Raw genomic sequence first — 23,875 nt, 5'->3', positions numbered from 1 at the left:
TTTAGAGCCCTTTCCCTGTTGCGGCCCAATATATACCACCGTATAGATGCGATAGAAACATAGGCTGGCTATAATTTTCTGGGAGGTGGCCTAAACCTGAATAAAATGATCTACCACCGTCATAATTTTGAAACCATGCCATTGGATGAAAGTCTCCCATCCCGTCACTTTTGACCTCGCCCCAATCAGCGTCAGGAGAATAGGTATCTTCATCTACTGATAAAATATAGTTAAGCTTATCACTGTGAGGTTTTGAATATTGATAATACTCATCTGTCCACAGGAACGTTGATGGCATTTGCTCAACACCAGGAAAATCTTTATTAATAACACTGACTTTTGCTGTTTGTATCGCAGGGTGAATAACAAAAGTTCTGCCTACTAGCTCTTTATACCAAGACCATTCAAGCTCAGTATCAGCGGCAGAATGAATACCAACAAAGCCTTTTCCTTGCTGAATAAAAGCTTTGAAAGCCTGTTGCTGTTTTGCATTCAACACATCACCCGTTGTTAATAAAAAAATAACAACATCATACTTTGCTAAGTTATCCGTATTAAATTGAGCTGCATCCTCTTGCCAACTCACATCAAAATGATGGGTTTGTGCGATTTTTTTTATCGCGGAAACACCTTCTAATACGCTACTATGGTGCCATCCATCAGTTTTAGTAAATAGTAAGGCGTTAAACTGTTTTGCTGAAACGTTGTTACTCAACATAACAACAAATAATAAAATCAAAGCTCGCCATGTATTTTTTAATAAATTCATTTTATTCCTTTGTACTAGCTTAATATTAGATATTATTCGCTTTTAATTGTTTATCTGCAAAATCAACCGCTCTTGCTGTAAATGCCATAAAGGTGATTGATGGGTTAACACAAGAAACTGAGGAGAATGCCGCACCATCAGTCACAAATAAATTAGATACATCGTGGCATTGGTTCCATTTATTCAAATAGGACGTTTTTACGTCATGTCCCATACAAGCTCCGCCCATTTCATGAATAGCACCTCCAGGCGGTGCCTCACCTTCAAAGCCTTTAATATCAACTAAGCCCGCAGCTTCAAGCATTTCAACTGCAGTAGTTGTCATGTCTTTTACCATCGCTGACTCATTCTCTGCATAGCCTACATCAGTTACTAGCAAAGGCATGCCCCACTTATCCTTCTTACTTTCATGAAGGTAAACGCGATTTTCATATCGAGGTAAAGATTCACCAAAACCCCATAATGTAAAGTACCAATTACCTGGCTGGGTTACTCGTTCTTTAAAAGATTCGCCTATCCCTTTACCACCTTTTGCCCATTGCCAACCCGCTCGGTTAGCACCACACTGAAAGCCATAGCCGCGAACAAATTCTTTTTGTTTAGTATCAATATTCCTAAATCGTGGAATATATACGCCACCAGGCCTACGACCTTTATAATAATCCTCAAGGTAACCGGGCACTTTGCCTGATGCACCTCCGCCGCCACAATGATCCATAACGTATCGACCCAAAACATCATATCGATTACCAATACCATTAGGAAAGGTCTTAGATTTTGAGTTCTGTAAAATTTGGACTGAAGCTAATGTTGATGCGCACATAAAAACGACTTTCGCTGATACCTCAATAGACTCTCCAGAGATCATGTCAACATAACGAACACCACTGGCTTTACCGGATGATTCATCAAAAATGACTTCCTGCACTTGAGCATTGGCGGTTAATGTAAGGTTTCCAGTACGTTCGGCTGCGGGTAAAGCGCCAGAATTAGAGGAATAATATCCGCCAAACGAGCAACCTCTTGGACATTCACTACGAGCCTGACATTGTCCGCGCCCTAATTCCAAATGCTGTTTTTGTGGCTGAGTTAGATGCGCAACCCGAGCAGGAATTAAATAACGTCCAGGAAAAGTCTTTTCAATTTTAACTTTCATGTCACGCTCAACCACATTTAATGGTTGCGCAGGAAGAAACTTGCCATCCGGTAATACAGAGAGATTTTCATAGCTACCAGAAATACCGACAAAAGGCTCGACATGATCGTACCAAGGCGCAATATCGTCATAACCAACAGGCCATTCTATTCCGTTACCATCTTGTTTATTCGATTCAAAGTCGAGCTTACTCCAACGATAACTTTGTCTCCCCCAAATCAGTGATTTACCACCAACAGTAGAGCTTCGATACCAAATAAACGGCTTATCTTGAACATAGGGATGATCTTTATCATTAATCAGGTGGTGACGCGTGTAATCATTGTAAATATAAACATCTTTTTGAATATGTTGTTCTGCTTTAAACTCTTCAGGGACATCACCACGAAACGGCATTTCCCATGGTGCTTTTCCTTCTGTTTTATAATGGCGATGCTTGACCATTTCACCACGATCTAGCACTAAGGTTCTATAACCTTTTTCACAGAATTCTTTCGCCGCAAATCCACCTGACATGCCAGAGCCTACAACAATGACATCAAAATCTTTTTCTTTATTCATTTTAATTCCTTAAAGCCAAACGCCACCGACTTCTTTAAGCTTCATCTCTTTATAGGGACCTGGCACTGGATCGTATTTCAAAGCCTTCGTAGCACCTATTTCAGACGTGTAATAACCAACCACAACAAGCTCTTTTAGTTTTTTATAAGTGGTATTTTCTGCTGGTGTATGAAGTTGATTATCTAGTTGCTGAACTATGCCAACTTGCTGTTGTTCCGGTAACGAAAGGAATATTGAAGTGGATTGATAAAGCCCTTCTAACCCGTCTAAAAACTCATCTCGTTTGTCTGCGCTCAAAAACTCATGTAAGTAGTAATCGATATATAAAGTGGTGCCTACTTGGCTCGCCGCAGGAGTTTGTGTCTCTGGAATTATAATATCTGCGATAGTGGAGATAATTTGCTGTTGCTGTTTGGAAAGCTTTGCCTTTATCCCATCCTTAAAAGTCAATGCGCTGTTAATTGCTAGCACATCAATTGACGCAACACTGCAACCTAACAATGCAGATAAATTAACTAGAAATTTTCTTCTGTTCATAATTACCCTCTCTAGCGGTTATTTTTCAATTCATAATTATATTCAACTTGCAATAAACCAGCTACCGATGCATAACTTAGGCTCGAATTAAGAGAAAACTATGATTCAGAAAAGCATTAAGTGATTTATTATAAAAATATGACAAATTAAATTGTCAACAATTTACATTTAAACAGGTATGGAAATGAAAAACAAGTGTATCTTAATTGTGTGAATAATTAGGTGATTAATTAATACAAAAGCCTAGCTGGAGGGTATCAATGCGTAGGCTTTTTAGTAGATTTTTAATTATTGAGAATATTATTGATTTGTAATATTTCACTATTTACAAAGGTTAAATTTTCTAAAGCCTGCAGGGAATCCAATATTTGTTCTTTTTTGCTCGCACCGATCAAACAAGTGGTTACTGCATCGTTGTGTAAAGTCCAAGCTATTGCCATTTGCGCCAGGCTTTGACCACGCTTTTTAGCGAGATTATTAAGCTTGTTTACTATCACAAGTTTTTCAGGCGTTATATGCTCTTTATTTAAATGAATTATTTCACTTCTGGCTGCTCGGGAGTCTTGTGGAATTCCTTGTAGATATTTGTTCGTTAATAGTCCTTGTGCCAAAGGTGAAAAAACAATAGAGCCAATACCTTCACTATTTAAAACATCTGTTAATCCAGCTTCAATCCAACGGTCAAACATATTATATCTTGGTTGATGAATTAATAACGGCGTGCCTAACTCTTTCAATATTTGTACTGCTTGTTTAGTTTCTGCTGGGCGATAATTAGAAATTCCCACATACAACGCTCGTCCTGAACGAACCATATAGTCTAACGCTTGCATGGTTTCTTCTAATGGCGTTTCTGAGTCCATACGGTGATGATAAAACACATCAAAATAATCAAGCCCTGTACGTTTTAAACTTTGATCACAACTGGCAACTAAGTACTTTCTTGAGCCACCATCACCATATGGTCCTGGCCACATATCGTAACCAGCTTTACTTGAAATAAATAATTCGTCGCGATAAGGCAATAAATCTTGTTTTAAAATGCGTCCGAAGGTACTTTCAGCAGCACCATAAGTCGGCCCATAATTATTCGCCAAATCAAAATGTGTTATACCATGATCAAAAGCCGTATGAATTAATTCTCTGCCATTTTCATAGGAGTCAGAACTACCAAAGTTCTGCCATAACCCTAAAGATAATTTAGGTAATTTTACGCCACTGTTGCCGCAACGTTGATATGGCATATTTGTATATCGAGTTGGGTTAGCAATGTATGGTGAATTAGTTTCATTTTGAATCATGTAAATTTTTTACCTTGGCAATTAATAAATTAAATCATTAACTTAAGCATTTTCTATTTCATTAAAAAATAGTAGCGTTTTCGCTAAATTTTGGTGCCAATAACTCCATTCGTGGCCGCCTTTAAGTTCTTCAAATTGATAAGCGACACCTAAATTTTTCATTGTTTCAACTAACTGTAGATTAGACAAATACAAGCTGTCTTCTGTGCCGCAATCTAAGCGCATTGGTGGTAACGATGCTTTGTTTTTTGCAAGCCAATAGTTGATATCAGCTTCATGCTCAAATTCACATTGATAGTCCGCAACATCAATCTCAATAAATTGCTGTAAATCCGCCATTGAAGTTACTGATGAATGAGCAGAAATTCCTGAAAATTTCTCTGGATATTTTGCGCCTAACCTTAATGCGCCATAACCGCCCATCGATAAACCAGAAATATACAGCCTACTTTGCTCGCTAACACCGTAAATATTATCAATAACAGCTGTTAGCACATCATCAACAATCCATTGTTCATAGTCTCCGTGATTCTTTAAAGGTAAATAAGCAGAGCCATCCCACAACCCGCCATCTGATGGCATAACTAACACAAAATCATTAAGACCTTCGGCTTTTAGTTGCTCATAAACTAAATGAGCACCACCTAGCTCCATCCACACCCAATTTGAACCATATACGCCATGTAGCAAGAATATGATAGGGGTATTAGGGGTTACCTTGTTAGAATGATAAATACTAACATCCTGACGACCACTGATATGGCTACTATGCAGTGTTAATGTTGTGGTATTTTTTTGACCGTATTCTGGATTAGACTTTTCAACACGCAAAATTGCCATGCTTATTTCCTTACATTTACCAAATTAACTGACTGATTAACCGATAGTAATCACGCCTTTAGCGATTCGCCCATTAAGCATGTCATCAAGGCCGTCTGCGAAATTTTCCATAGTGTAGGTTTTAGTCACTAACTCTTCTAATTTCATATCACCATTATCAAATAACTTTAAAATACGGTCGAAATCTCGTTCCGGATTACACATGCCGTAGAGTGGATTTATATAAATTTTATCCCATTCAAATAATTCACAATCAAAATCTACACGTTGTTCAATACCACTCACTTGAACGGCTGTACCAGCATTACGAACTAATGCTAAAGGTGCTGAACCTAAAGCAGGAATTGCAGTGCACTCAAATGCATAATCAGAACCTCGACCGTTGGTCAGAGCTTTTACTTGGGCTTTTACCTTGATAAAATCGGCATCTTCTTTTTCAGCAATAACGCCATGTGTGGCACCAAACTCTTTTGCAAGTTCAAGTCTGTCTTCATTAATATCAATAGCAATAATTTTTGCCGCACCAGACTGCTTAGCTGCCTGAATAACGTTCAAACCTACACCGCCACACCCTATAACTGAAACACTACTACCAACGGTAACTTTAGCTGCATTTACCACTGAGCCCCAACCAGTCATAACACCACAACCAACAATAGCAGCTGCAGAGTATGAAATATCACTTTCTATTTTGACAACAGCTTCTGCTTTAACAACGACATATTCACACATAGTACCTAGATGAAATGAACGCTCAATAGGTGATTCTTGATGGCTAGTACTTTCTATATGCGCATGACCAGATAAACCACAACCACATACTGGTGAGTTTTGTTCGCATATGTGTAAATTACCCTCTCGACACTGGAAACATTTTCCACAAGGAATGGCCCAATTTAAAATGACTTTGTCGTCAATTTTGAGCCCTGAAACACCTTCGCCTATACATTCAATTTCACCCGCACCTTCATGACCTACAATAAAGGATTTATTCCAGTTCTGGATAGAATCCCAATCAGTATGGCAAATACCTGCGGCTTTTATTTTAACTCTAACTTCGCCAATGGCTGGCTTACCAACTTTAACGGTTGTTAATTCAAATTTTCCTTGGCCATTTGAAATGATAGCTTTAGCTTCGATCATGTTATTACTCTTTTGATATTAATTATCTAAAATTACAGTGCGATTAAATGATGAGGTGGCTTTATATTGAAAAAATATAAAAGTTCTCCTCTCATAATCGTACTTAGGTCAGCATAATGTCTGAGGATAATTCAACAGTATTATCTGCTAACACCTCTTTATTTATATTGGCATTTACTTTAAGGCACTTAGTGCCTAATACATAAGCTTTGGCATGATTAATAGCGTCTACAGCCAGTAATCTATCCTGTAGGAAATACCAAACTGAAAATTTATTTTCATCATCAATTTCTTTACGTATAACGAAGTTGTCATAGCCTGTAGCCAACCCTACCATTTGCAGTTTTACATCAAACTGATCTGACCAAAACCAAGGTATTGCTGAATAGCATGCCGGTTTATCACAAAGGCTAGCTGCCGCAACTTTACCTTGGTCGACCGCGTTTTGAACTGACTCTAATCGTAACCAACGGTCATAATATGGATTATGATGGTATGCACAGTCGCCTATAGCGTAAATATTTGCATCATTGGTTTGGCATTGTTCATTAACCACAACACCTTTGATTAAACCAATATCGACTGCTAACCCTGCCTGCTCTGCAAGTTCTTGATTAACCCTTACCCCCACGCCCACAATAATAATATCTGCCGGGTAGTTACTGTCATCATCACAATGTACAAGGTTTGATGTCCCAAGTGATTCAATAGATTGAACATTTTTACTGGTATTAATGATTACACCATTACTAGTATGTAACTGTTGGAAATACGCAGACATTTCAGGTGAGGTAACCCGGGCAAGTAATTTAGGCTCACGCTCTAATACAGTTACATGACCACCAAGTTTCTTTAAGGATGCTGCGGTTTCTAAGCCGATGTAACCTCCGCCAATAATTACTACACGCTTTTTATCACTCGTAGAAAAAGCACTACGAATTTTTTCTACATCGTCATGAGTACGTAAACAAAAAACGTTAGCTGCTTGTGCAATACCTTGAATGGGGGGAATAAAAGGTCTCGCACCTGTCGCTATAATAATTTTTTTATAATGAAGCACTTCACCGTTATCTAAAATAACGCTGTTGTTTTCTCGCTTGATGCTATCAACACGCTTACCAAGCAGTAACGTTATATTGTTTTTTTCATAACTAGCCGCGGGTTTTAATGACAACGAGTGGTTACTGTCATCACTGGTTAGATAAGCTTTTGATAACGGCGGTCTGTGATAAGGCAAGGTTGGGTCGCTATCAATAACGACAATATCACCTTGCCAACCTTCTTTACGCACAGCAAATGCCGCGGTAACACCGCCATGACTAGCACCAATAATAATGCACGTTGAACTTTCTGATAACGACATGACTTTTCCTTACTTTTTTCACTATTTCGAGCTCTGTAATTCAAACTCGTATTTAGATCCCAGTAATACCAATAGGATTAATTAAATGACCACTTAATTATTTGGATTGATATAAGCTTAGCTTAGCGCTCAACTCAGCAACCCAAACTGGGGGTCAAGATATTGCTAACCTGCAACTCTTAAGATCACACCATCGATTTCGTCTGTAATCTCAATTTGACAGCAAAGACGACTAAATTCATTAGCGTTATCATCAAGCTCTAACATATCTTGCTCAATTTCACTCGCAGCACCTACTTTACTTTGATGCTCAGGAGCAACATGTACATGGCAAGTAGCACATGAACATACTCCGCCACAATCACCATCAATACCTTCAATACCATGTTCAACAGCCAATTCCATGACTGAACCTGAATCACTCTCTAGGGTAATTTCTTCATTATCTGAAGTAATAAAAGTTACTTTAGCCATAATCTCTTCCTCGTTATTTCTTTGGTTATTTATTTGATTAGTTCTTTGATTAGTTCTTTGATTAATTCTTCGGGTAATTATTGGCCGTTAAACGACACATTTAATGAATGAAACCCGACTTTTCTTTGAAACTTCTCTAAATCTTCAATATTTTCTTCACTGTCAATTACATTAATCGCACTTACTTTTTCAGCTAATGATGTGATTAGTATTGATAATATTTGACGAGCATGAGTTGCACCTAAGCAATTATGATGGCTAAAACCAAATCCCACATGTGGATTTAATTTTCGATCGAGCACAACCTCATTAGGCTTTTCAAAAACATTAGCATCACGATTAGCTGATGCCCAACACAGAGAAATACGGCTATCAGCTTTAGCTGCGTGTTCACACACTTGTGTATCTTCCGTCACAACTCTGCCCATATGCGTAAGTGGTGAAAAATAACGAACTAGCTCTTCAACCGCTTTACCGGTAATTTCTGGTTCTTCACGTAAGCGCTGTAGCGAGTCTGCATGGTCAGAAAAATAAGCGATGGTATTAGTTACAGCATTAATAACAGTATCTCGACCACCAGCAAAAGTAAGAATCATCACTCCTTTAACTTCTTCTTTGCTCATTTTTTTACCATTAACTTCACTGTTCAACAACATTGAATAAAGGTCATCGCCCGGCTTAGCAATGGCATTATCAATTTGCTGATCTATATAATCATAAAGAATATTAGCTTTATCTTTATCTAATGCTTCACCTTCAGTTCTGAAAACGTGTGTACCCCACTCGATCCATAGATTAGAATTTTCATAAGGGGTATTAAGCAGTAACGTTAAGGCTCGCGATTGAAGCTTTAAAGCGAAGCCTTCAACCACTTCAGTACTTGTAGAATTAACGGCTTCATCAACTAACTCATCAATAATAGCTTTTAATTTTTGTTGATATTCAGCTTCAAGTGGTCTTTTGAACCAAGGCTCTAATAATTTACGAAAATCACCGTGCTCTGGAGGATCAACTTCAAAAGGGATCTGACGGGTATCGCGAATAGAAACTTCAGATGGAACAACTATTCGTCCAACCTCTTCACCACCGGACTGAAAAGCTTTCCAGTTGTGGGCGCATTTACGAACATTTTTTAATCCCATAACCATAGTTACGGGATCATTTTGGTCATCAATGGTACTAACGCCATCTGATTCTCTAACTTGTTCGAATGGATCAGGAAAGTTACTTATTTTCATATTTACCTCAATCAACATTGTTGCATCATGACAAGAGTAAAACACATATTGTCAACTATTTACAATACATTATAGGCACTATTATTAACTTAAATAGCTTTATAATGACTAAAAATATCAAATATATGCTCTATTTTTATTTGTTTTAACGTAAGTTCATTTTTCAATGTAACCGTTCAGGGCGTTATTTTGCGGTAAATGGTTATTATCGTTCTAAAAATTGTTTTATGAGGAAAGTAATTATCTCAAAGCACTTTTGCCTAATTAACCTGAGATCGGGATAATGAAATTGTAAAGTATAACAATATCAATTATTTGTATTCACGTATCTACAATAGTTTTAATTATTCGTAGTACAAGGCGGGAAAGCGAAGCCAATAACGGGTTATTGGGAGCTTTCGTAACGCAGTAATACGGATAATTAAGGCTGTTGTAGAATTTTGTTTATCCCTAACTCAGGTTAATTATTTTGATAACTACTGATAAGTGTTTTATAACGACTTAGTTGGTGTGTTTGGCTAGTTTGTTTGCAAGATTAAGTTGGATTTTGATTAATGGGAGTTGCCGATTAATTTATACAAACCTAAGCTCTAGGATATATATTAAACCAGCTCGGTTCCCCCTAATTATACTTACGCTACATTTGCGTAGACTAGTTAACTTCTGTACTTTCAAAATGATAAACAATCTGCCGCTGATATTGCTCATCTACTTGTAAAATACTAGTAGGAAAATGAGGTGTATTTACAGCATTAGAATAACCTTGCGCTTCTAAACAAACACCTTGGTAAGCAATAAAGTTACCTTCAAGATACCGGCCCGTATACAGTTGCATCGCAGGTTGATCGGTATACAATGACATTTTAACGGCATTATTTTTCGATATTAAAGTCGCTTTCGGTAAAGTGTTGTCTTTACTATCGAATATATAGCAATGATCAAAACAAGCCATGTCTTGTAAGCTAACATCCGTAAAATTAGCTTGCCTTTGACCTATATTTGTTACTTGTCTAAAATCAAAATCTGAGTTTTCTACCGGTAAGATAACACCGCTTGGCGCACTATTATCTTTTCGTTCCAGCATACTTGCCGCTGATAACTCTAAATCTAATGACTCACAACTGTTATCACCTAAATTGAAATAAGCATGATTAGTAATATTTATTGGTGTAGGAGCATCAGTCGTCGCTAAATAATTTATCTCCAGTTTATTATCATCAGTTAAATGATATTCCACTTGTAGTGTTAAGTTACCAGGAAAACCCTGGTCGCCATCTTTTGACTCTGTAATTAACGTTACCGCTGATTTGCTGAAAGACTGAATTTGCCAATAACGAGAAGAAAAATTGTCTATACCGCCATGAAGGCAGTTTTCATTATCATTTTTTGTTAAAAAATAATGAACTCCACCTAATTCAAAACGCGCATCTTCAATTCTATTGCACACTCTTCCACAAGTAGCCCCTAAATAAAATTCATCTGTAAGGTAACCTTCAGCGGTAGAGTAACCTACCGTCATTTCGGTCGTCTTTCCTTTAACAGGAAATAAAATAGACTTTATACGGGCGCCAAAGCTGAGTATTTCAACCGACATCCCCTTATTATTTTGTAATAAGGTTGTGCGTAATTCACTCATTAATTTGCATAACCATTAGGGTTGTTTGATTGCCATCGCCAAGTGTCCACCATCATTTCTTCCATGTTTTTTTTGGCTGACCAATTAAGTGTTTTTTTAGCTTTTTCAGCATTAGCCCAAAACGCGGCTAAATCACCATCTCGTCTTGGTTCAAAACTATAAGGCACTTTGACCTTGGTAGACTGCTCAAACGTTTTAAGCACTTTTAACACAGAATAAGGAGTGCCCGTACCAAGATTAAAGGCTTCGCATATGCCATTATTTTGTTCTACCAACCAATCAAGCGCAGCGATATGGCCGTTAGCTAAATCAGTAACATGAATATAGTCTCGCTCACAAGTACCATCAGCAGTATCATAATCATTACCAAATATTGATAGTTGAGGTCTTTTTCCTACCGCGACTTGTGCAATAAATGGCATTAAATTATTTGGAATACCGCTTGGATCTTCCCCAATAAGGCCGCTTTTATCTGCACCAATTGGATTAAAATATCTTAAATTTACCACTTTGAAGTTGTTATTACTTTTAACAACATCAGCGAGAATTTGTTCTACCATCAACTTAGTTTGACCGTAAGGACTAGTCGGTGAACCTAGTTTTTGTGTTTCAACATAAGGCGCTTCTGCCTCTTCACCATATACCGTTGCTGATGAGCTAAACACTAAGTTGTTTACATTATGTTCAAGCATGGCTTCAACTAAAATAACTGTGCCTTCCACATTGTTGTGATAATAGCTTAATGGTTTTTTCACGGATTCACCTACCGCCTTGTGGCCGGCAAAGTGAATAACAGCACTAAATGAGAACTGTGAAAATATGCTGCTAAGTAGTTCTTTATCTAAAACACTACCTTCAAAAAAAGTAACCTTTTTACCAGATATACCTTCAACTCGATTTAACGACTCGCGAGAGGCGTTACTTAAATCATCAATAACAACGACATTTTTATTCAAATTAAGTAATTCTAAAACAGTATGACTACCAATATAGCCTGCACCGCCTGTTATAAGTATATGACTCATTAAGCTTCCTCAACTTCATTGATAACCGAAACACCATTCGCTGCACGGCTAACAAAAATATCTGCCACAAGGCTTGTTTCTTTTGTATATTTATCTTCAACAACTTGTTTTACCGTATCAACTAAATCATTGGCAACAAAAGCAACAACACAACCACCAAAGCCACCACCAGTCATTCGAACACCACCACGTTCGTCAATCACTGACGAGATAATATCAACAAGATAATCTATCTCTGTCGTAGTTATTTCAAACAAATCACGCATAGAAGCGTGGCTTTGTGCCATTAAACTGCTTATTTCTTTAACATCATTTACTTTAAACGCTTTTAATGCGTCTAATGTACGTTGGTTTTCAAATAAAACATGTTCGGCTCTATTGGCAACAATACTATCCATTTCGCCTTTTTTAGATTCAAATTCAGCTAGTTCTACATCACGAAGGCTTGTTTTACCAAAGAATGCCGCAGCCTCTTCACATTGCTCTCGACGAGTATTGTATTCACTATCAACTAAGCCACGTTTAACATTCGAATTGATGATCATAATAGTCATATCATCTGAAATAGTGGTATAGGTTAAGTCTAAACTTCTACAGTCTATGCCTACTGCTTGCTGACTTTTGCCACAAGCTGAAGCTAACTGATCCATAATGCCACAAGCACAACCAACAAAGTTATTTTCAGCTGCTTGAGATATTTTTGCTATATCAACCAACGAAATATCTAATTGACATAAGTGGTTAAAAGCAGCTGCAATTCCAACTTCTAAAGATGCAGATGAACTTAACCCTGTGCCTTGAGGTATGTTGCCACCAATAACAATGTCACAACCTGCTAAAGTGAAACCAGCTTTTTTAATTTCATCCACAACACCTCGCACATAATTGCTCCAGAGCTGAGATTCATGCTTATTAATGGTAGAATTAACATCAAAAGTATCTGTTTGTTCATCGCAATCAATAGCAACAATATTCACCAAAGAATCACTACGACGTGAAACGCAAATAACAGTTGCAAAATCAATAGCGCAGGGTAAAACAAAGCCATCATTATAATCAGTGTGTTCACCAATTAAATTAACTCTGCCTGGCGCATTAACGGTAAAGTCAGGGCTTTTTTGATAGCTTTCTAAAAATTTACTTTTTACTTTTTCAATAATATTCATAACTAACTCCTAAGAGGCTTTATAGTGAGTGGACGGCTGTGCTCTTAGCCTTTCAGCTGCTTGTTCTGGCGTTATATCTCGTTGTGCTTCAGCCATCATTTCATAACCTACCATAAACTTTTTAACGGTAGCTGAGCGTAATAATGGAGGGAAGAAATGTGCATGTAATGTCCATTCTTCATGTGATTCACCGTCAAAAGGAGCTCCATGCCAGCCCATAGAATATGGGAAAGAGCATTTGAATAAATTGTCATATCGGATAGTGATCTGTTTCAAAACATCAGCAAGGCTCTCTTGCTGCGATGGGGTTAACTCAGTCATTCTTTGAATATTGAAGCGTGGTAATAATAGTGTTTCAAATGGCCATGCAGCCCAGTAAGGCACTACGACTAACCAATCATCATTCATAACAACAATTCGTTCTTCACTCGCTATTTCTTTAGCAACATAATCAGCAAGTAAGTTGGTGCCAAACTTCTGCTTATATTCATCAAACGCATTTTGTTTTTTGATTGCTAAAGTAGGTAACTGATTTTGTGCCCAAATTTGACCATGTGGATGTGGGTTTGAACAACCCATAACCGCGCCTTTATTCTCAAAAACCTGAACCCAAGCATAAGTTTTAGACAAATCGTCACATTCCTGTTTCCAAGTTTGAACAACTTTAGTCACTTCTGATAAAGATAACTCTGGTAATGACCGACCATGATCAGGAGAAAAACAAATAACACGACTTACGCCTTGCTCGGCAGATAAGCGGAATAATGGATCATGATTTTCAAAACTTGGCGTCTGCTCATTTAATGCAGCAAAGTCATTGGTAAAAACAAACGTATCTGTATAGTTAGGGTTTATCTCACCATTGATTCTTGTATTACCTTGACAGAGAAAACAGTTTTCATCATAGGCAGGTTTTTCCGATTCATCGGCAACTTCTTCCTGGCCTTGCCAAGGTCGTTTTGCGCGATGCGGAGAGACTAAAACCCACTCTTGTGTTAATGGATTAAATCGGCGATGAGGGTGCTCAGTTGGGTCGAATATATTGCTCATTATGCTTTACCTAGCTTTAGTTTTAGGTTAATTCAATAATAATAGTCTACACCCTTTAATGTATATTGTTAACAATTAATTTATTGAGTTACAATTATAAATACGAAAAAAATGGTGAGACTTAAAAAAAAGCATCTATTAATTAGATGCTTAGATTTGGTGACTAGAAATGCGCTTTAAAAGCTAATTAGAGTTTTGGAAAGTACCAGCATCTAATACTTGACGCTTGATAGAAAACTTACAGATAAAGTTCCAGTTCCAACTTTTATCATATTTATGGCAAAGCCCCCATGACAAACCAGGAGACGCTAATTCTTCACCGCTATCATCTCGATACAAACCAATAGCTTCTGGTGCGCCTTTTATATGGGCTTTAATGTCAAAATTAAGACCATCAGGTGCAAACTGTACGGTATTTTTCTCAGGACCATCAGTGGTTAGTAAATTAGCAATACCACCTTGATAGTTCCATACCACAACTTCATGACCGCTGTTCGAAATTGGATTGAGATCAGATTTTATATAAGGACCTTCAATATTATCAGCAATGGCAACACCGTGCTTTATTTCACGGCCACCAAAGTTCATTTCTTCGCCCATGGTTTCACCTTTATAATAAAGGTAATATTTGTCATTAAAAAAAACTAAACAAGGATCGTGCACTTTGTGACTGTCAAAACTGCCTTTTTCTTTTACTAAAAATCGACTGTCTTCTTCACCATCCCAAACACCATCTTGGCTCGGGCTTAAAATTGCTTTGCTAGATTTTTTCCAAGGACCATAAGGCGAATCAGCACTAGCCATAGCTACTTCTTCAATTTGTCTATTGCTATAAGGAAATTGCACCGTTTGATAAACTAAATAAAAGCGATTGTTATGATGCAATACTTCAGGGGTAAAAATGGCTCTGTCATCAAAACAACCTTTAGCGCCTCTGGTAATTGCTACGCCTTGCTCTTTCCATGTAATCGTATCTTCTGATGTGGCATGCCACACTTCTGTTAAGTCCCACGGAAACACTTTATCTTCAGGATTATCAGAGCCAAACCCAACAGTTTCACCTTCACCTTTGGTATACCAGCAATGGTATAAGCCATCAACTTTTATAACCGAAGAAGGATCACGACGAATCACCCCTTCCTCAAAAGCAAAGTCACCTTTTAGTTCAACGACATCGAACTCAATCATCCAGCTAGAGTCTTTATCATCATAACCACGTTCTAGAGCGCGTTGACTTGCTAAACTTAATTTTTTATTTGATAAATTCATTTTTAAACCTTTTTAAATATGTGACATTCGAATTAGTTATACCAGTTTCATTAATTAAGTGATCTATTTTAGACGGAGGGAAAATCATTAAATACAAGGCTTTTATTTACATAACTAGTTGTTCTAATTATTAAATAAATAACGCTGTAGTTAGTGGTTTTAGCTCGTATAAATGATCACCTAATTTGTGAGATTGGTATTAATTACTTTTTCATATTGTTCTGATGGCATAATTGCGCCACGATGCTGCACTACGTGACCCGCAACCTTTGACGCTTGTTGCAAGGCAGTAGCAATATCATTATTAATTATTCGTTGTGCTAAATAAGTACCCGCAAATGAGTCACCAGCTGCTGTTGAGTCAACTTGAATAGGTGCAGCTTTGAACGGCTGATGAGCAGTCAGCTTGCCATCAAAATATGCAAAGGTTCCTTTTTCGCCACATTTGATAATCACTTCTTGCACATTAAAAAGCTGACAATAGTCTGCTATAGCAATGTGGTCTTGATGAGCAAATAACGCCTGATGATCTTCTTCACCTGGAAGTACAATATCACTAACGCTATAAGCTTGTTCTAACCAAAAAACAGCATGTTCTTTATTTACCCACATCGCAGGTCTGTAATTAGGATCAAACGCTATTTTCACGCCTTTAGCTTTTAAACCTTGTATAAATTTAATTAAAACGGCTTTATCTTCTTCAGACAATATAGCCAATGAAATACCACTGAAAAATACACAGCTTACGTCAGGACAAGTTTCAATTAACTCATACACTGGCTTTATAGCCATCATCTGTGATGCTGCTGAGTTTTTACGCCAATAACTAAAACTTCTTTCGCCTGTCACATCAGTTGAAATAGCATAAATACCAATAGTGGCAGTATTAGAAATTAACGTAAAGGAAGTATTAACTCCTTCTTTTTCCCACTCAGTTGACATACTTCTACTGATATCATCATTACCAATCGCTGAAAAAATAAAAGCATTGAGCTCTGGAACACTTCGCTTTGCATAAACCAAAGCATTATAAGTATCCCCAGCAAAAGCTTTATTAAAGCTTTTATCACCTTGCGGAGTTAATTCCATCATACATTCGCCAATTGCCAACAGTGCAGCCATATTTTAATTCTCTTGCTTATAACGTTAGGGACTAAATGTCTTAAGTTTATTTGTAAAGTAAGCATTAACTTAGTAATTCATAATAACCTAGTATGTAACAATTGTTAACAATTAATTATATGCAAGCATTATTTTTAGTGTATGCTATTGCTTAATAATATACCCGTTACCATTCAAAGTACGGGAACCTGCATTTTGAATGATAACGGGTATAGATTTAAATTCGATAAAAAATCAGTTAATGCGCACTGTAATAAACACTGGTAGTTAAATAAGCAGTAAGAGGATATAAACCTTGAAAAACAAATTTATAATAAAGTCCATTTGGTTTACTTCTTTGTTGGTAATAGCGCTAGCTTTAGTTGCCTGCAAAACAGACAAAACAACGTCTTTTCCAATAGTAGTATCACCTTCAACGCCATTAATTATTAATAGTCATCTTGAAAATTCTTTGTTAAAAAAGATAGTACTTGATGTAGACAATTCAGGTAATTATGCAAATTTGAGTTTATACGCAGATGATAAGTTATTAATTGATAACCTCAATATACCAAAGCAGGGTAAGCAAACACTTAATGCTCTAGTGCAGTTTAATTCACTAGGTGAAGTACAATTAAAAGTAGTTACTAAAGGCGCGACTCTAACTATCAATAACGTATCATTTGAAGACGTAAAAGACTTAAACCTACCACAATATACCGACATATCAGTTGCTGCAGGCATTGATAAAGTTAGCTCAATTAAGTATGGCGGCCCAACCATAGCCGATATAGACAATGATGGTGACTATGACTTCATCGTTAATAACCATAATGAAGAATCCAGTAAACTGTATTGGAATAATGGTGACGGCACAGTAACTAAACATAATCAAAATCTCGCTCGATGGTTTATGCATGACTTACACGGCACCTCCGTTGGCGATTACGATAATGACGGAGATTTAGATATGGTAGTAACGCTTGGGGGAGGTAACGGCAAAAACCCCGGCAAAGCTAATTTCTACCAAAACAGTAATGGCTATTTCGTACTTAGTACCGGTGATGTAAATATAGACAGAGGAGGTCGAGGTCGAGGCGCTAAATGGTCTGATATGGATCTCGATGGTGACTTGGATTTAATGCTAATAAACGAAGCAAGCCTTCAACATAGTAAACCACAGCATTATTTCTATAAAAACTTAGGTAATGGTGCCTTTGAATACCAATCAATAAAAGGCTTAGAAGATCAAGAGCCATCACGCGCACTAATCACAGATATTAATGGCGATAACATTGATGATGTCATTCTATATAGCCCACTTTCTATTTGGCAGGGTAATGGAGACTTTACCTTTACAGAGATCACTGCTCAAATCCCCGAAGATATTGCCAAACTTCATGATGTAATGGCAATAACCGATATTGACATTGATAACGATGGTGATCTCGATTTATACCTTGCTAGAGGTAAAGTTTTTGAACATGGTTTTGGTGAGGCACCGTCTGTTGATCATGATCCAATCAGTAAAGAATTTTCTATTAAACCAAGAGGCTATAAAGGCGTTGATGAATTTGAGTTCACCGCTAATGGTGCTATCAAACTACATCAATATAACTTTTTAACTCAAGGTACTTTTAGAGGCAAAGATTATCCCATTTTTCTTGGCAGTAATAAAACCGCCAAGATACTTGCTAAAGGTGAAGAGTTAGATATAACACCTGATGAATCAACAGGTTGGCCAGAAGACATCTCAGAAAATGGCGTCTATTTCGGTTATCTTGGTAATGGTAAGTGGCAAGCAGCACTCGTACGTACTGATAATATTTTTTGGACTTTCAGGTTTAGCCTTTCAGGCGTAGACGATGTAACACTAGGATTTGAACCTGAAAACCGGAACATTGCTGATATTTTATTAAAAAATGACAATGGCAAATTTACTGATGTTTCACAGGAATGGAATATACCGTCAGGCGGCAATTCTCTTGGTGTTACCGTTGGTGATTTCAATAACGACAGTCACCAAGATCTTTTTGTTTATCGGTGGGGATTAATTGGCGCTAGAATCTCTGATTATATGTTATTGAACACAGGTAAAGGCGGTTTTGAAACTGTTACTATGCACGGTGCTAACGATGTTGGAGGCCCTGGCAATGGTGATATGGGGCAAGCCTTTGATTTCGATTTAGATGGTGATGTAGATTTACTCAATGGTAGCGAAGACGGTGAATGGTACTTATACGCTAATCAAGGTGCTAACAAAAGCCCTAGCCAAGGAAATTATGCTTTAGTCAAGGTAGGCTATGCGCCTAAATCAAATGTTGATGCTATTTCTGCTGAGGTAATTGTTAAAACGTCGTCCAAGGAATATAGAAAACGTGTCGGCTCTGCTGGAGCAATTTTTTCACAAAGCTTACTCAATATTGTTCATTTTGGTTTAGGTGATGAAGATACCATAGAAAGTATTAACATAAGGTGGCGTAATGGTGAAACAGTCACTATCAAAGGGCAAACGGCTAATAAATTGTTTGATACCGATAATATTGATCCGGTAACACTTGCGGTTACGCCTGCAACCATCGAAGTAAGAAAAAGTACTTCCATAAAACTTAGCGCTAACACAACACCTATCAACGCAAACGATAGGGTTCATTGGTCATCAAGTGATGAGTCTATCGTCACCGTTAATGAAAGTGGCACGGTAAAAGCGATTGGAGATATTAACAACTCAGCTACCATTACAGCAAAAACACCAACAAATGGCCTGACTAGTTCAAGTAAAATCACCATTGTTGACTGGTATGCAATACCCGTTGAGTCAATATTATTACCGAAGCAACCCCAAACGATGATTGAAGGACAAAAACTGCATCTACATGCCACTGTATTACCAGAATATGCAGATAATTCCGCATTACACTGGTCTAGTAGTAACACTGACATTGCTCATATTAGCCCAGATGGAACAATCAGTGCATTACAAGCAGGAATAGTTACCATTAACGTAACTTCACAAGAAAATACCAAAATTAACAATCAATTAGAGATTTTGATAAAACCTTTTATTGAGCCATATGTGAATATTATTGATCCCCAAAAATATGAAAATACTGATTTTGTTGTTGGTGAAAGTATAAAGATCGATGTTAATTATCATGCTGGTACTGACAATACGGTGATTTCGGCTGACGAAGGTGGTATTCGATATTGGTTGCGAGAATTTAAATATAAGTGGATCCCCGCAAAAGATATTGTTTTAACTGACTCCAGTGCCTTAAAAACAGAATCTGGTAGTTCTTCAATGACCATTTCACTTGATGGCCTAACGCCAACTTCAGAATTACCTACGGGGCATTTTTATTATTTAAATGTATCGTTCGCGTCAAGTAATGGGCAAATGTATAAACACGAAATATACCCAATTACGATTGTTGATGCTAAGAAATCTAACTAATTAATATTGTGTTTTATAAACCTGGCTGCTGTAAGTTTTGGGTTTTTACCAACCTTAACTATACAGCCCTAAAATTTAGCCAAGACACTGATGTTGATGATTTTAAAGTATATAGGCCCTACTAAACCTGTAACGTGAAACATCACCATGAGTTGTCCCATATAATAACGTCTAATAAAGGAACTTGAGAATGAAACTAAATTTAATCGCACTATATGCTGCCTGTGCTGTATCCACATCAGTTTTTGCAGCGCCGCCACCGCTTGCAGAAAAAGCTCAATACAAAGTAGGTTTTGCACAATCAGAGAACAATAATCCATGGCGAATAGCAGAAACAGATAGCTTCAAAAATATTGCTAAAGAGTGTGGTTGGCAATTGATTGTGACAGATGCTTCAGGCTCTGCTTCCAAACAAGTTTCCGATGTCAATTCAATGATTGCACAGCGAGTTGATGTGATTTTTTTACCTCCTCGTGAAGAGCGCCCTCTTGTACCCGCAGTAAAAAGAGCAAAAGCAAGAGGTATTCCTGTTTTCCTCGTTGACCGTAAAGTAGACGAGACAGTTGTAAAACCAGGTGAAGATTACGTTACTTTCATTGGCTCAGACTTTATCAAACAAGGTGAAGTCGCGGCAGAGTTGCTCGTAAAACTATCTGGTGGGAAAGGAAAAATTATTCAGCTAGAAGGCACAACCGGCTCTACTTCTGCACTTGATCACGTCGTGGGTTTTAATAGTGTCATTGCCAAATATCCAGATATGGAAATTGTAGCATCACAAACAGGTGATTACGCTCGAGATAAAGGGCGCAAGGTAATGGAAACACTTCTTCAAACCAACCCTGACGTTACTATGGTATGGGCGCATAATGATGAAATGGCCTTAGGTGCAATTAGAGCGATTGAAGCTGCTGGTCTAGTACCAGGAAAAGACATTATTGTCGGTGGTAAAGATGGCACCCGTGATGGCTTGCAGGCCATTATAGATGGAAAAATGGCCTTTATTGTTGAGTCAACACCTAAGTTTGGCCCACTCGCTTGTGAAACGATGAAACGTTATGCGAGCGGAGAAAAAATAGAACCGTGGGTTAAAACAGAAGATCGAATATTTGACGCCTCTAACGCTGCTCAACACATTAATGATGCCTTCTAATCATTTTTAATCATTTTAATTAAATTGAGGGGTGCTCCCCCTCAACTTTCAAACACTCAAGGAGTGATATATGAACTGGGACAGTCCTATTTTACAAGTCACAGGCATCTCTAAATCCTTTAATAATATTCCTGCATTAAACAGTATTGACCTATCACTAAATCCCGGTGAAGTTAGAGCACTTATCGGTCAAAACGGAGCCGGAAAGTCTACTTTAATTAAAATTCTTAATGGTGCATATACATTAGATAGCGGCAGCATTCTTTTCGACAATAAACAAGTCCAATACTCTTCCCCCTACCAAGCTCAGCTCGACGGTATGAGCACCATTTTTCAGGAGGTCAATCTATTAGGTTATAGAACGGTTGCTGAAAATATAATGGCAGGGAGAGAAATAAAAAGATATGGCTTAATTGACTGGGCAGCCTGTAATAAATTTGCTGATGAAGCCGTTAAAATTTTAGGGTTAGATATAGACGTAACTCGTACCCTTGACTCATTTAATGTTGCTATTCAACAGCTTATTGCGATAGCAAGATCGGTTTCATTCAACGCCAAAGTATTGATCATGGATGAACCGACAGCATCACTTGATGAAGCAGAAAAGAAAACCCTATTTAAGGTGGTAAAAGATCTTAAAACTCAAGGAGTAGCTATCCTTTATGTTAGCCATCACCTAGAAGAATTATTTGAAATTTGTGATTCAGTGTCGGTTATGAGAGATGGCCGCATGATAGAAACATCGTTGATTAAGGATTTAACCAAAAAAGACATGGTTGCAAAAATGTTGGGGAAACGCGTCGAAGATATATTATCTGACGAAAATGCTCGACCTAAAGTCTGCGCAAATGATGAGGTCATTTTACATGTAGAAAAAATATCCGGTTCAGGTGTACTAAAAGAAGTCACTTTTGAACTTAAGAAAGGTGAAATTTTAGGTTTAGCTGGTTTATTAGGATCAGGACGAAGTGAAGTGGCTAAACGTATATTTGGCGCTGAGCAGGACGATAGTTATCAAGGTAAAATATCAATAAATGACATAACTATTGGCGTTAATGGACCTAAAATCGCCATTGAAAAAGGTATCGCGTTTTGCTCTGAAGATAGAAAAAATGAAGGTATTATTCCGGAAATGTCAGTGAGAGAAAACATGTCACTGGTGATCTTAGACTCCCTTTCAAAAAATGGTTTGATTGATAAAGAAAAAGAAATGGCATTGGTCGACTCCTACATTAAAAAACTTGGCATCAAGGTTTCTGATATGGAACAACCTATTTCACAATTATCTGGTGGTAACCAACAAAAAGTACTTTTAGCTCGCTGGATGGCAAATAATCCTGAGGTACTTATTCTTGATGAACCGACACGGGGCATTGACGTGGGAGCCAAATCTGAAATAACAGACCTCATCTTATCGTTAGCAGAACAAGGCTTATCTGTACTATTTATATCTTCAGAATATGAAGAAATATCAGCCAGTTGTCACAAAGTGCTGGTGATGCAAGAAGGTATTTCGCGTGATTACTTACACTATGACGAAATATCAGAAAATGCCATTTTAGATGAGCTAGGCAAACATTAAAAAGTCTCCGTGAATTAGGAAAGATATAATGGATATGATTAATCAACAAATTGATAAAAATGAAAGTTCGGGCAGCATAGCAAGCAGTGCAAAGTTTAAAGCTCTGCTAAAGAATAATGGCGCACTAGTCGCGCTTATAGTTTTACTGATTATTAACGCAATATTTACTCCACATTTTTTTGCTATGCAAACTTTTTATATCAATATGACGCAAGTCGCGCCAATTGCCATAGTTGCTATAGGTATGTGCCTTGTTATTGCCTCTGGCAACGGAGGTATAGATATTTCTGTAGGCTCGGTTTTGGCTCTCGCTGGTGCCTTAGCGCCTATGGTTTTTATGTCAGAGTTTGGACTCAACAACCCTGGTATTGCTATCGCTCTTGCCATTGTGTTGCCATTATTAGTTGCAACTAGCTGCGGACTTTTTAATGGCTTCTTGGTAGGGCATTACCGTATTCAACCAATGATAGCGACATTAATTTTATTTATATCAGGTCGTGGTATCGCACAGTTACTTACTAATGGCGATATTCAAACCTTTAATAATGACTTTTTTCAATACCTAGGAACTGGCCGTTTGTTTGGTATTCCTATTCAAGCGGTCATATTAATTATTATTGCGCTGTTCGTTTCATGGATTATTAAAACCTCTAAATTTGGCCGCTATTTATTAGCGGTTGGCGGTAATGATAAAGCCGCATTTTTGTGTGGTTTACCTACTTTTAAAGTCAAACTTATAGCATATGGTTTTTGTGGTTTCTGCGCCGGCATGGCGGGTTTATTTACCACCGCAATGAATTCCGCATCAGATGCGAATACTGCGGGCTTATTAATGGAGCTTGATGGAATATCAGCGGCAGTAGTTGGCGGTACAGTAATGATGGGGGGGAAAGCACCAGTAATAGGTGCTGTAATAGGCGCGCTTGTTATCCAGATGATGACCTACACACTATTAGCTAATGGTATATCTGATTCAGCAGCGATGATTGCTAAAGCCGCAATTATTATTGGTGCCATTTATTTACAATTAAAAAATAAACAAAAGCATTAAGAGGATTGT

19 protein-coding genes are annotated in these 23,875 nt (G+C 37.6%); 4 read left to right on the top strand and 15 right to left on the bottom strand.

Annotated elements, in window-relative coordinates; genetic code table 11:
- Position 1: 1 nt before the first annotated feature.
- From CWS31_RS01605 to CWS31_RS01535, 15 genes are all read right to left on the bottom strand, one after another.
- Positions 2-769, bottom strand: a complete 768-nt coding sequence (locus CWS31_RS01605; protein WP_101343356.1) for a ThuA domain-containing protein — start codon at positions 767-769, stop codon at positions 2-4.
- A 25-nt stretch (positions 770-794) separates the two neighbouring features.
- Positions 795-2,486, bottom strand: coding sequence for a GMC oxidoreductase (locus CWS31_RS01600; RefSeq protein ID WP_101343355.1), 1,692 nt, complete (start codon positions 2,484-2,486; stop codon positions 795-797).
- 9 nt (positions 2,487-2,495) lie between these two features.
- Complete coding sequence (locus tag CWS31_RS01595; RefSeq protein ID WP_101343354.1) at positions 2,496-3,023, bottom strand: gluconate 2-dehydrogenase subunit 3 family protein; 528 nt, start codon at positions 3,021-3,023, stop codon at positions 2,496-2,498.
- 284 nt (positions 3,024-3,307) lie between these two features.
- Entirely contained in the window at positions 3,308-4,324 is a 1,017-nt protein-coding gene (locus CWS31_RS01590; protein ID WP_101343353.1) for an aldo/keto reductase, read from the bottom strand.
- 42 nt (positions 4,325-4,366) lie between these two features.
- Complete coding sequence (locus CWS31_RS01585; protein WP_101343352.1) at positions 4,367-5,164, bottom strand: alpha/beta hydrolase; 798 nt, start codon at positions 5,162-5,164, stop codon at positions 4,367-4,369.
- A 36-nt stretch (positions 5,165-5,200) separates the two neighbouring features.
- Positions 5,201-6,307: an alcohol dehydrogenase catalytic domain-containing protein gene (locus CWS31_RS01580; RefSeq protein WP_101343351.1), complete on the bottom strand. Its 1,107-nt coding sequence runs from the start codon at positions 6,305-6,307 to the stop codon at positions 5,201-5,203.
- Positions 6,308-6,410: 103 nt separating this feature from the next.
- The gene (locus tag CWS31_RS01575; protein WP_101343350.1) at positions 6,411-7,670 is read right to left on the bottom strand and encodes an NAD(P)/FAD-dependent oxidoreductase; all 1,260 of its coding nucleotides are present in this window, start codon (positions 7,668-7,670) and stop codon (positions 6,411-6,413) included.
- Between the two features lie 165 nt (positions 7,671-7,835).
- The gene (locus CWS31_RS01570; RefSeq protein WP_101343349.1) at positions 7,836-8,144 is read right to left on the bottom strand and encodes a 2Fe-2S iron-sulfur cluster-binding protein; all 309 of its coding nucleotides are present in this window, start codon (positions 8,142-8,144) and stop codon (positions 7,836-7,838) included.
- 77 nt (positions 8,145-8,221) lie between these two features.
- On the bottom strand, positions 8,222-9,382 hold the full coding sequence (locus CWS31_RS01565) for a cytochrome P450 (RefSeq protein ID WP_101343348.1): 1,161 nt from the start codon (positions 9,380-9,382) through the stop codon (positions 8,222-8,224).
- Between the two features lie 652 nt (positions 9,383-10,034).
- Positions 10,035-11,018: an aldose epimerase family protein gene (locus CWS31_RS01560; RefSeq protein ID WP_101343347.1), complete on the bottom strand. Its 984-nt coding sequence runs from the start codon at positions 11,016-11,018 to the stop codon at positions 10,035-10,037.
- A complete protein-coding gene (galE, locus tag CWS31_RS01555) occupies positions 11,018-12,043 on the bottom strand; it encodes a UDP-glucose 4-epimerase GalE (protein WP_101343346.1) in 1,026 nt (341 codons plus the stop codon). The genes CWS31_RS01560 and galE overlap by 1 nt, the downstream gene beginning before the upstream one ends.
- Positions 12,043-13,209, bottom strand: a complete 1,167-nt coding sequence (galK, locus tag CWS31_RS01550) for a galactokinase (protein WP_101343345.1) — start codon at positions 13,207-13,209, stop codon at positions 12,043-12,045. The genes galE and galK overlap by 1 nt, the downstream gene beginning before the upstream one ends.
- 9 nt (positions 13,210-13,218) lie before the next feature.
- Entirely contained in the window at positions 13,219-14,259 is a 1,041-nt protein-coding gene (locus CWS31_RS01545; RefSeq protein ID WP_101343344.1) for a UDP-glucose--hexose-1-phosphate uridylyltransferase, read from the bottom strand.
- A gap of 183 nt (positions 14,260-14,442) precedes the next feature.
- Positions 14,443-15,528 carry a glycoside hydrolase family 117 protein gene (locus CWS31_RS01540; RefSeq protein ID WP_148747671.1) on the bottom strand — a complete coding sequence of 362 codons (1,086 nt, stop codon included), beginning with the start codon at positions 15,526-15,528 and terminating at the stop codon, positions 14,443-14,445.
- A 180-nt stretch (positions 15,529-15,708) separates the two neighbouring features.
- Complete coding sequence (locus CWS31_RS01535; RefSeq protein ID WP_148747670.1) at positions 15,709-16,650, bottom strand: sugar kinase; 942 nt, start codon at positions 16,648-16,650, stop codon at positions 15,709-15,711.
- Positions 16,651-16,945: 295 nt separating this feature from the next.
- Here CWS31_RS01535 and CWS31_RS01530 point away from each other — a divergent pair, with 295 nt between their 5' ends.
- The 4 genes from CWS31_RS01530 (at position 16,946) to CWS31_RS01515 (ending at position 23,866) form a co-directional block, all read left to right on the top strand.
- Positions 16,946-20,083: an FG-GAP-like repeat-containing protein gene (locus CWS31_RS01530; RefSeq protein WP_246143271.1), complete on the top strand. Its 3,138-nt coding sequence runs from the start codon at positions 16,946-16,948 to the stop codon at positions 20,081-20,083.
- A 190-nt stretch (positions 20,084-20,273) separates the two neighbouring features.
- Positions 20,274-21,233, top strand: coding sequence for an ABC transporter substrate-binding protein (locus CWS31_RS01525; RefSeq protein ID WP_148747669.1), 960 nt, complete (start codon positions 20,274-20,276; stop codon positions 21,231-21,233).
- Between the two features lie 70 nt (positions 21,234-21,303).
- Positions 21,304-22,815, top strand: coding sequence for a sugar ABC transporter ATP-binding protein (locus tag CWS31_RS01520; protein WP_148747668.1), 1,512 nt, complete (start codon positions 21,304-21,306; stop codon positions 22,813-22,815).
- Between the two features lie 28 nt (positions 22,816-22,843).
- Entirely contained in the window at positions 22,844-23,866 is a 1,023-nt protein-coding gene (locus tag CWS31_RS01515; RefSeq protein WP_211355774.1) for an ABC transporter permease, read from the top strand.
- The last annotated feature ends 9 nt before the right edge of the window (positions 23,867-23,875 follow it).

The sequence above is a fragment of the Colwellia echini genome, from assembly GCF_002843355.2.
Lineage (GTDB): Bacteria > Pseudomonadota > Gammaproteobacteria > Enterobacterales > Alteromonadaceae > Colwellia > Colwellia echini.
The sequence above is the reverse complement of the archived record's forward strand: the minus strand, read 5'-3'. Positions and strand labels throughout refer to the sequence as shown.

What these genes read in the sequence shown, in the direction of transcription:
- CWS31_RS01605 (WP_101343356.1), bottom strand. Translation starts at nt 769, where the DNA reads ATGAATTTATTAAAAAATACATGGCGAGCTTTGATTTTATTATTTGTT.
- CWS31_RS01600 (WP_101343355.1), bottom strand. Translation starts at nt 2,486, where the DNA reads ATGAATAAAGAAAAAGATTTTGATGTCATTGTTGTAGGCTCTGGCATG.
- CWS31_RS01595 (WP_101343354.1), bottom strand. Translation starts at nt 3,023, where the DNA reads ATGAACAGAAGAAAATTTCTAGTTAATTTATCTGCATTGTTAGGTTGC.
- CWS31_RS01590 (WP_101343353.1), bottom strand. Translation starts at nt 4,324, where the DNA reads ATGATTCAAAATGAAACTAATTCACCATACATTGCTAACCCAACTCGA.
- CWS31_RS01585 (WP_101343352.1), bottom strand. Translation starts at nt 5,164, where the DNA reads ATGGCAATTTTGCGTGTTGAAAAGTCTAATCCAGAATACGGTCAAAAA.
- CWS31_RS01580 (WP_101343351.1), bottom strand. Translation starts at nt 6,307, where the DNA reads ATGATCGAAGCTAAAGCTATCATTTCAAATGGCCAAGGAAAATTTGAA.
- CWS31_RS01575 (WP_101343350.1), bottom strand. Translation starts at nt 7,670, where the DNA reads ATGTCGTTATCAGAAAGTTCAACGTGCATTATTATTGGTGCTAGTCAT.
- CWS31_RS01570 (WP_101343349.1), bottom strand. Translation starts at nt 8,144, where the DNA reads ATGGCTAAAGTAACTTTTATTACTTCAGATAATGAAGAAATTACCCTA.
- CWS31_RS01565 (WP_101343348.1), bottom strand. Translation starts at nt 9,382, where the DNA reads ATGAAAATAAGTAACTTTCCTGATCCATTCGAACAAGTTAGAGAATCA.
- CWS31_RS01560 (WP_101343347.1), bottom strand. Translation starts at nt 11,018, where the DNA reads ATGAGTGAATTACGCACAACCTTATTACAAAATAATAAGGGGATGTCG.
- galE (WP_101343346.1), bottom strand. Translation starts at nt 12,043, where the DNA reads ATGAGTCATATACTTATAACAGGCGGTGCAGGCTATATTGGTAGTCAT.
- galK (WP_101343345.1), bottom strand. Translation starts at nt 13,209, where the DNA reads ATGAATATTATTGAAAAAGTAAAAAGTAAATTTTTAGAAAGCTATCAA.
- CWS31_RS01545 (WP_101343344.1), bottom strand. Translation starts at nt 14,259, where the DNA reads ATGAGCAATATATTCGACCCAACTGAGCACCCTCATCGCCGATTTAAT.
- CWS31_RS01540 (WP_148747671.1), bottom strand. Translation starts at nt 15,528, where the DNA reads ATGAATTTATCAAATAAAAAATTAAGTTTAGCAAGTCAACGCGCTCTA.
- CWS31_RS01535 (WP_148747670.1), bottom strand. Translation starts at nt 16,650, where the DNA reads ATGGCTGCACTGTTGGCAATTGGCGAATGTATGATGGAATTAACTCCG.
- CWS31_RS01525 (WP_148747669.1), top strand. Translation starts at nt 20,274, where the DNA reads ATGAAACTAAATTTAATCGCACTATATGCTGCCTGTGCTGTATCCACA.
- CWS31_RS01520 (WP_148747668.1), top strand. Translation starts at nt 21,304, where the DNA reads ATGAACTGGGACAGTCCTATTTTACAAGTCACAGGCATCTCTAAATCC.
- CWS31_RS01515 (WP_211355774.1), top strand. Translation starts at nt 22,844, where the DNA reads ATGGATATGATTAATCAACAAATTGATAAAAATGAAAGTTCGGGCAGC.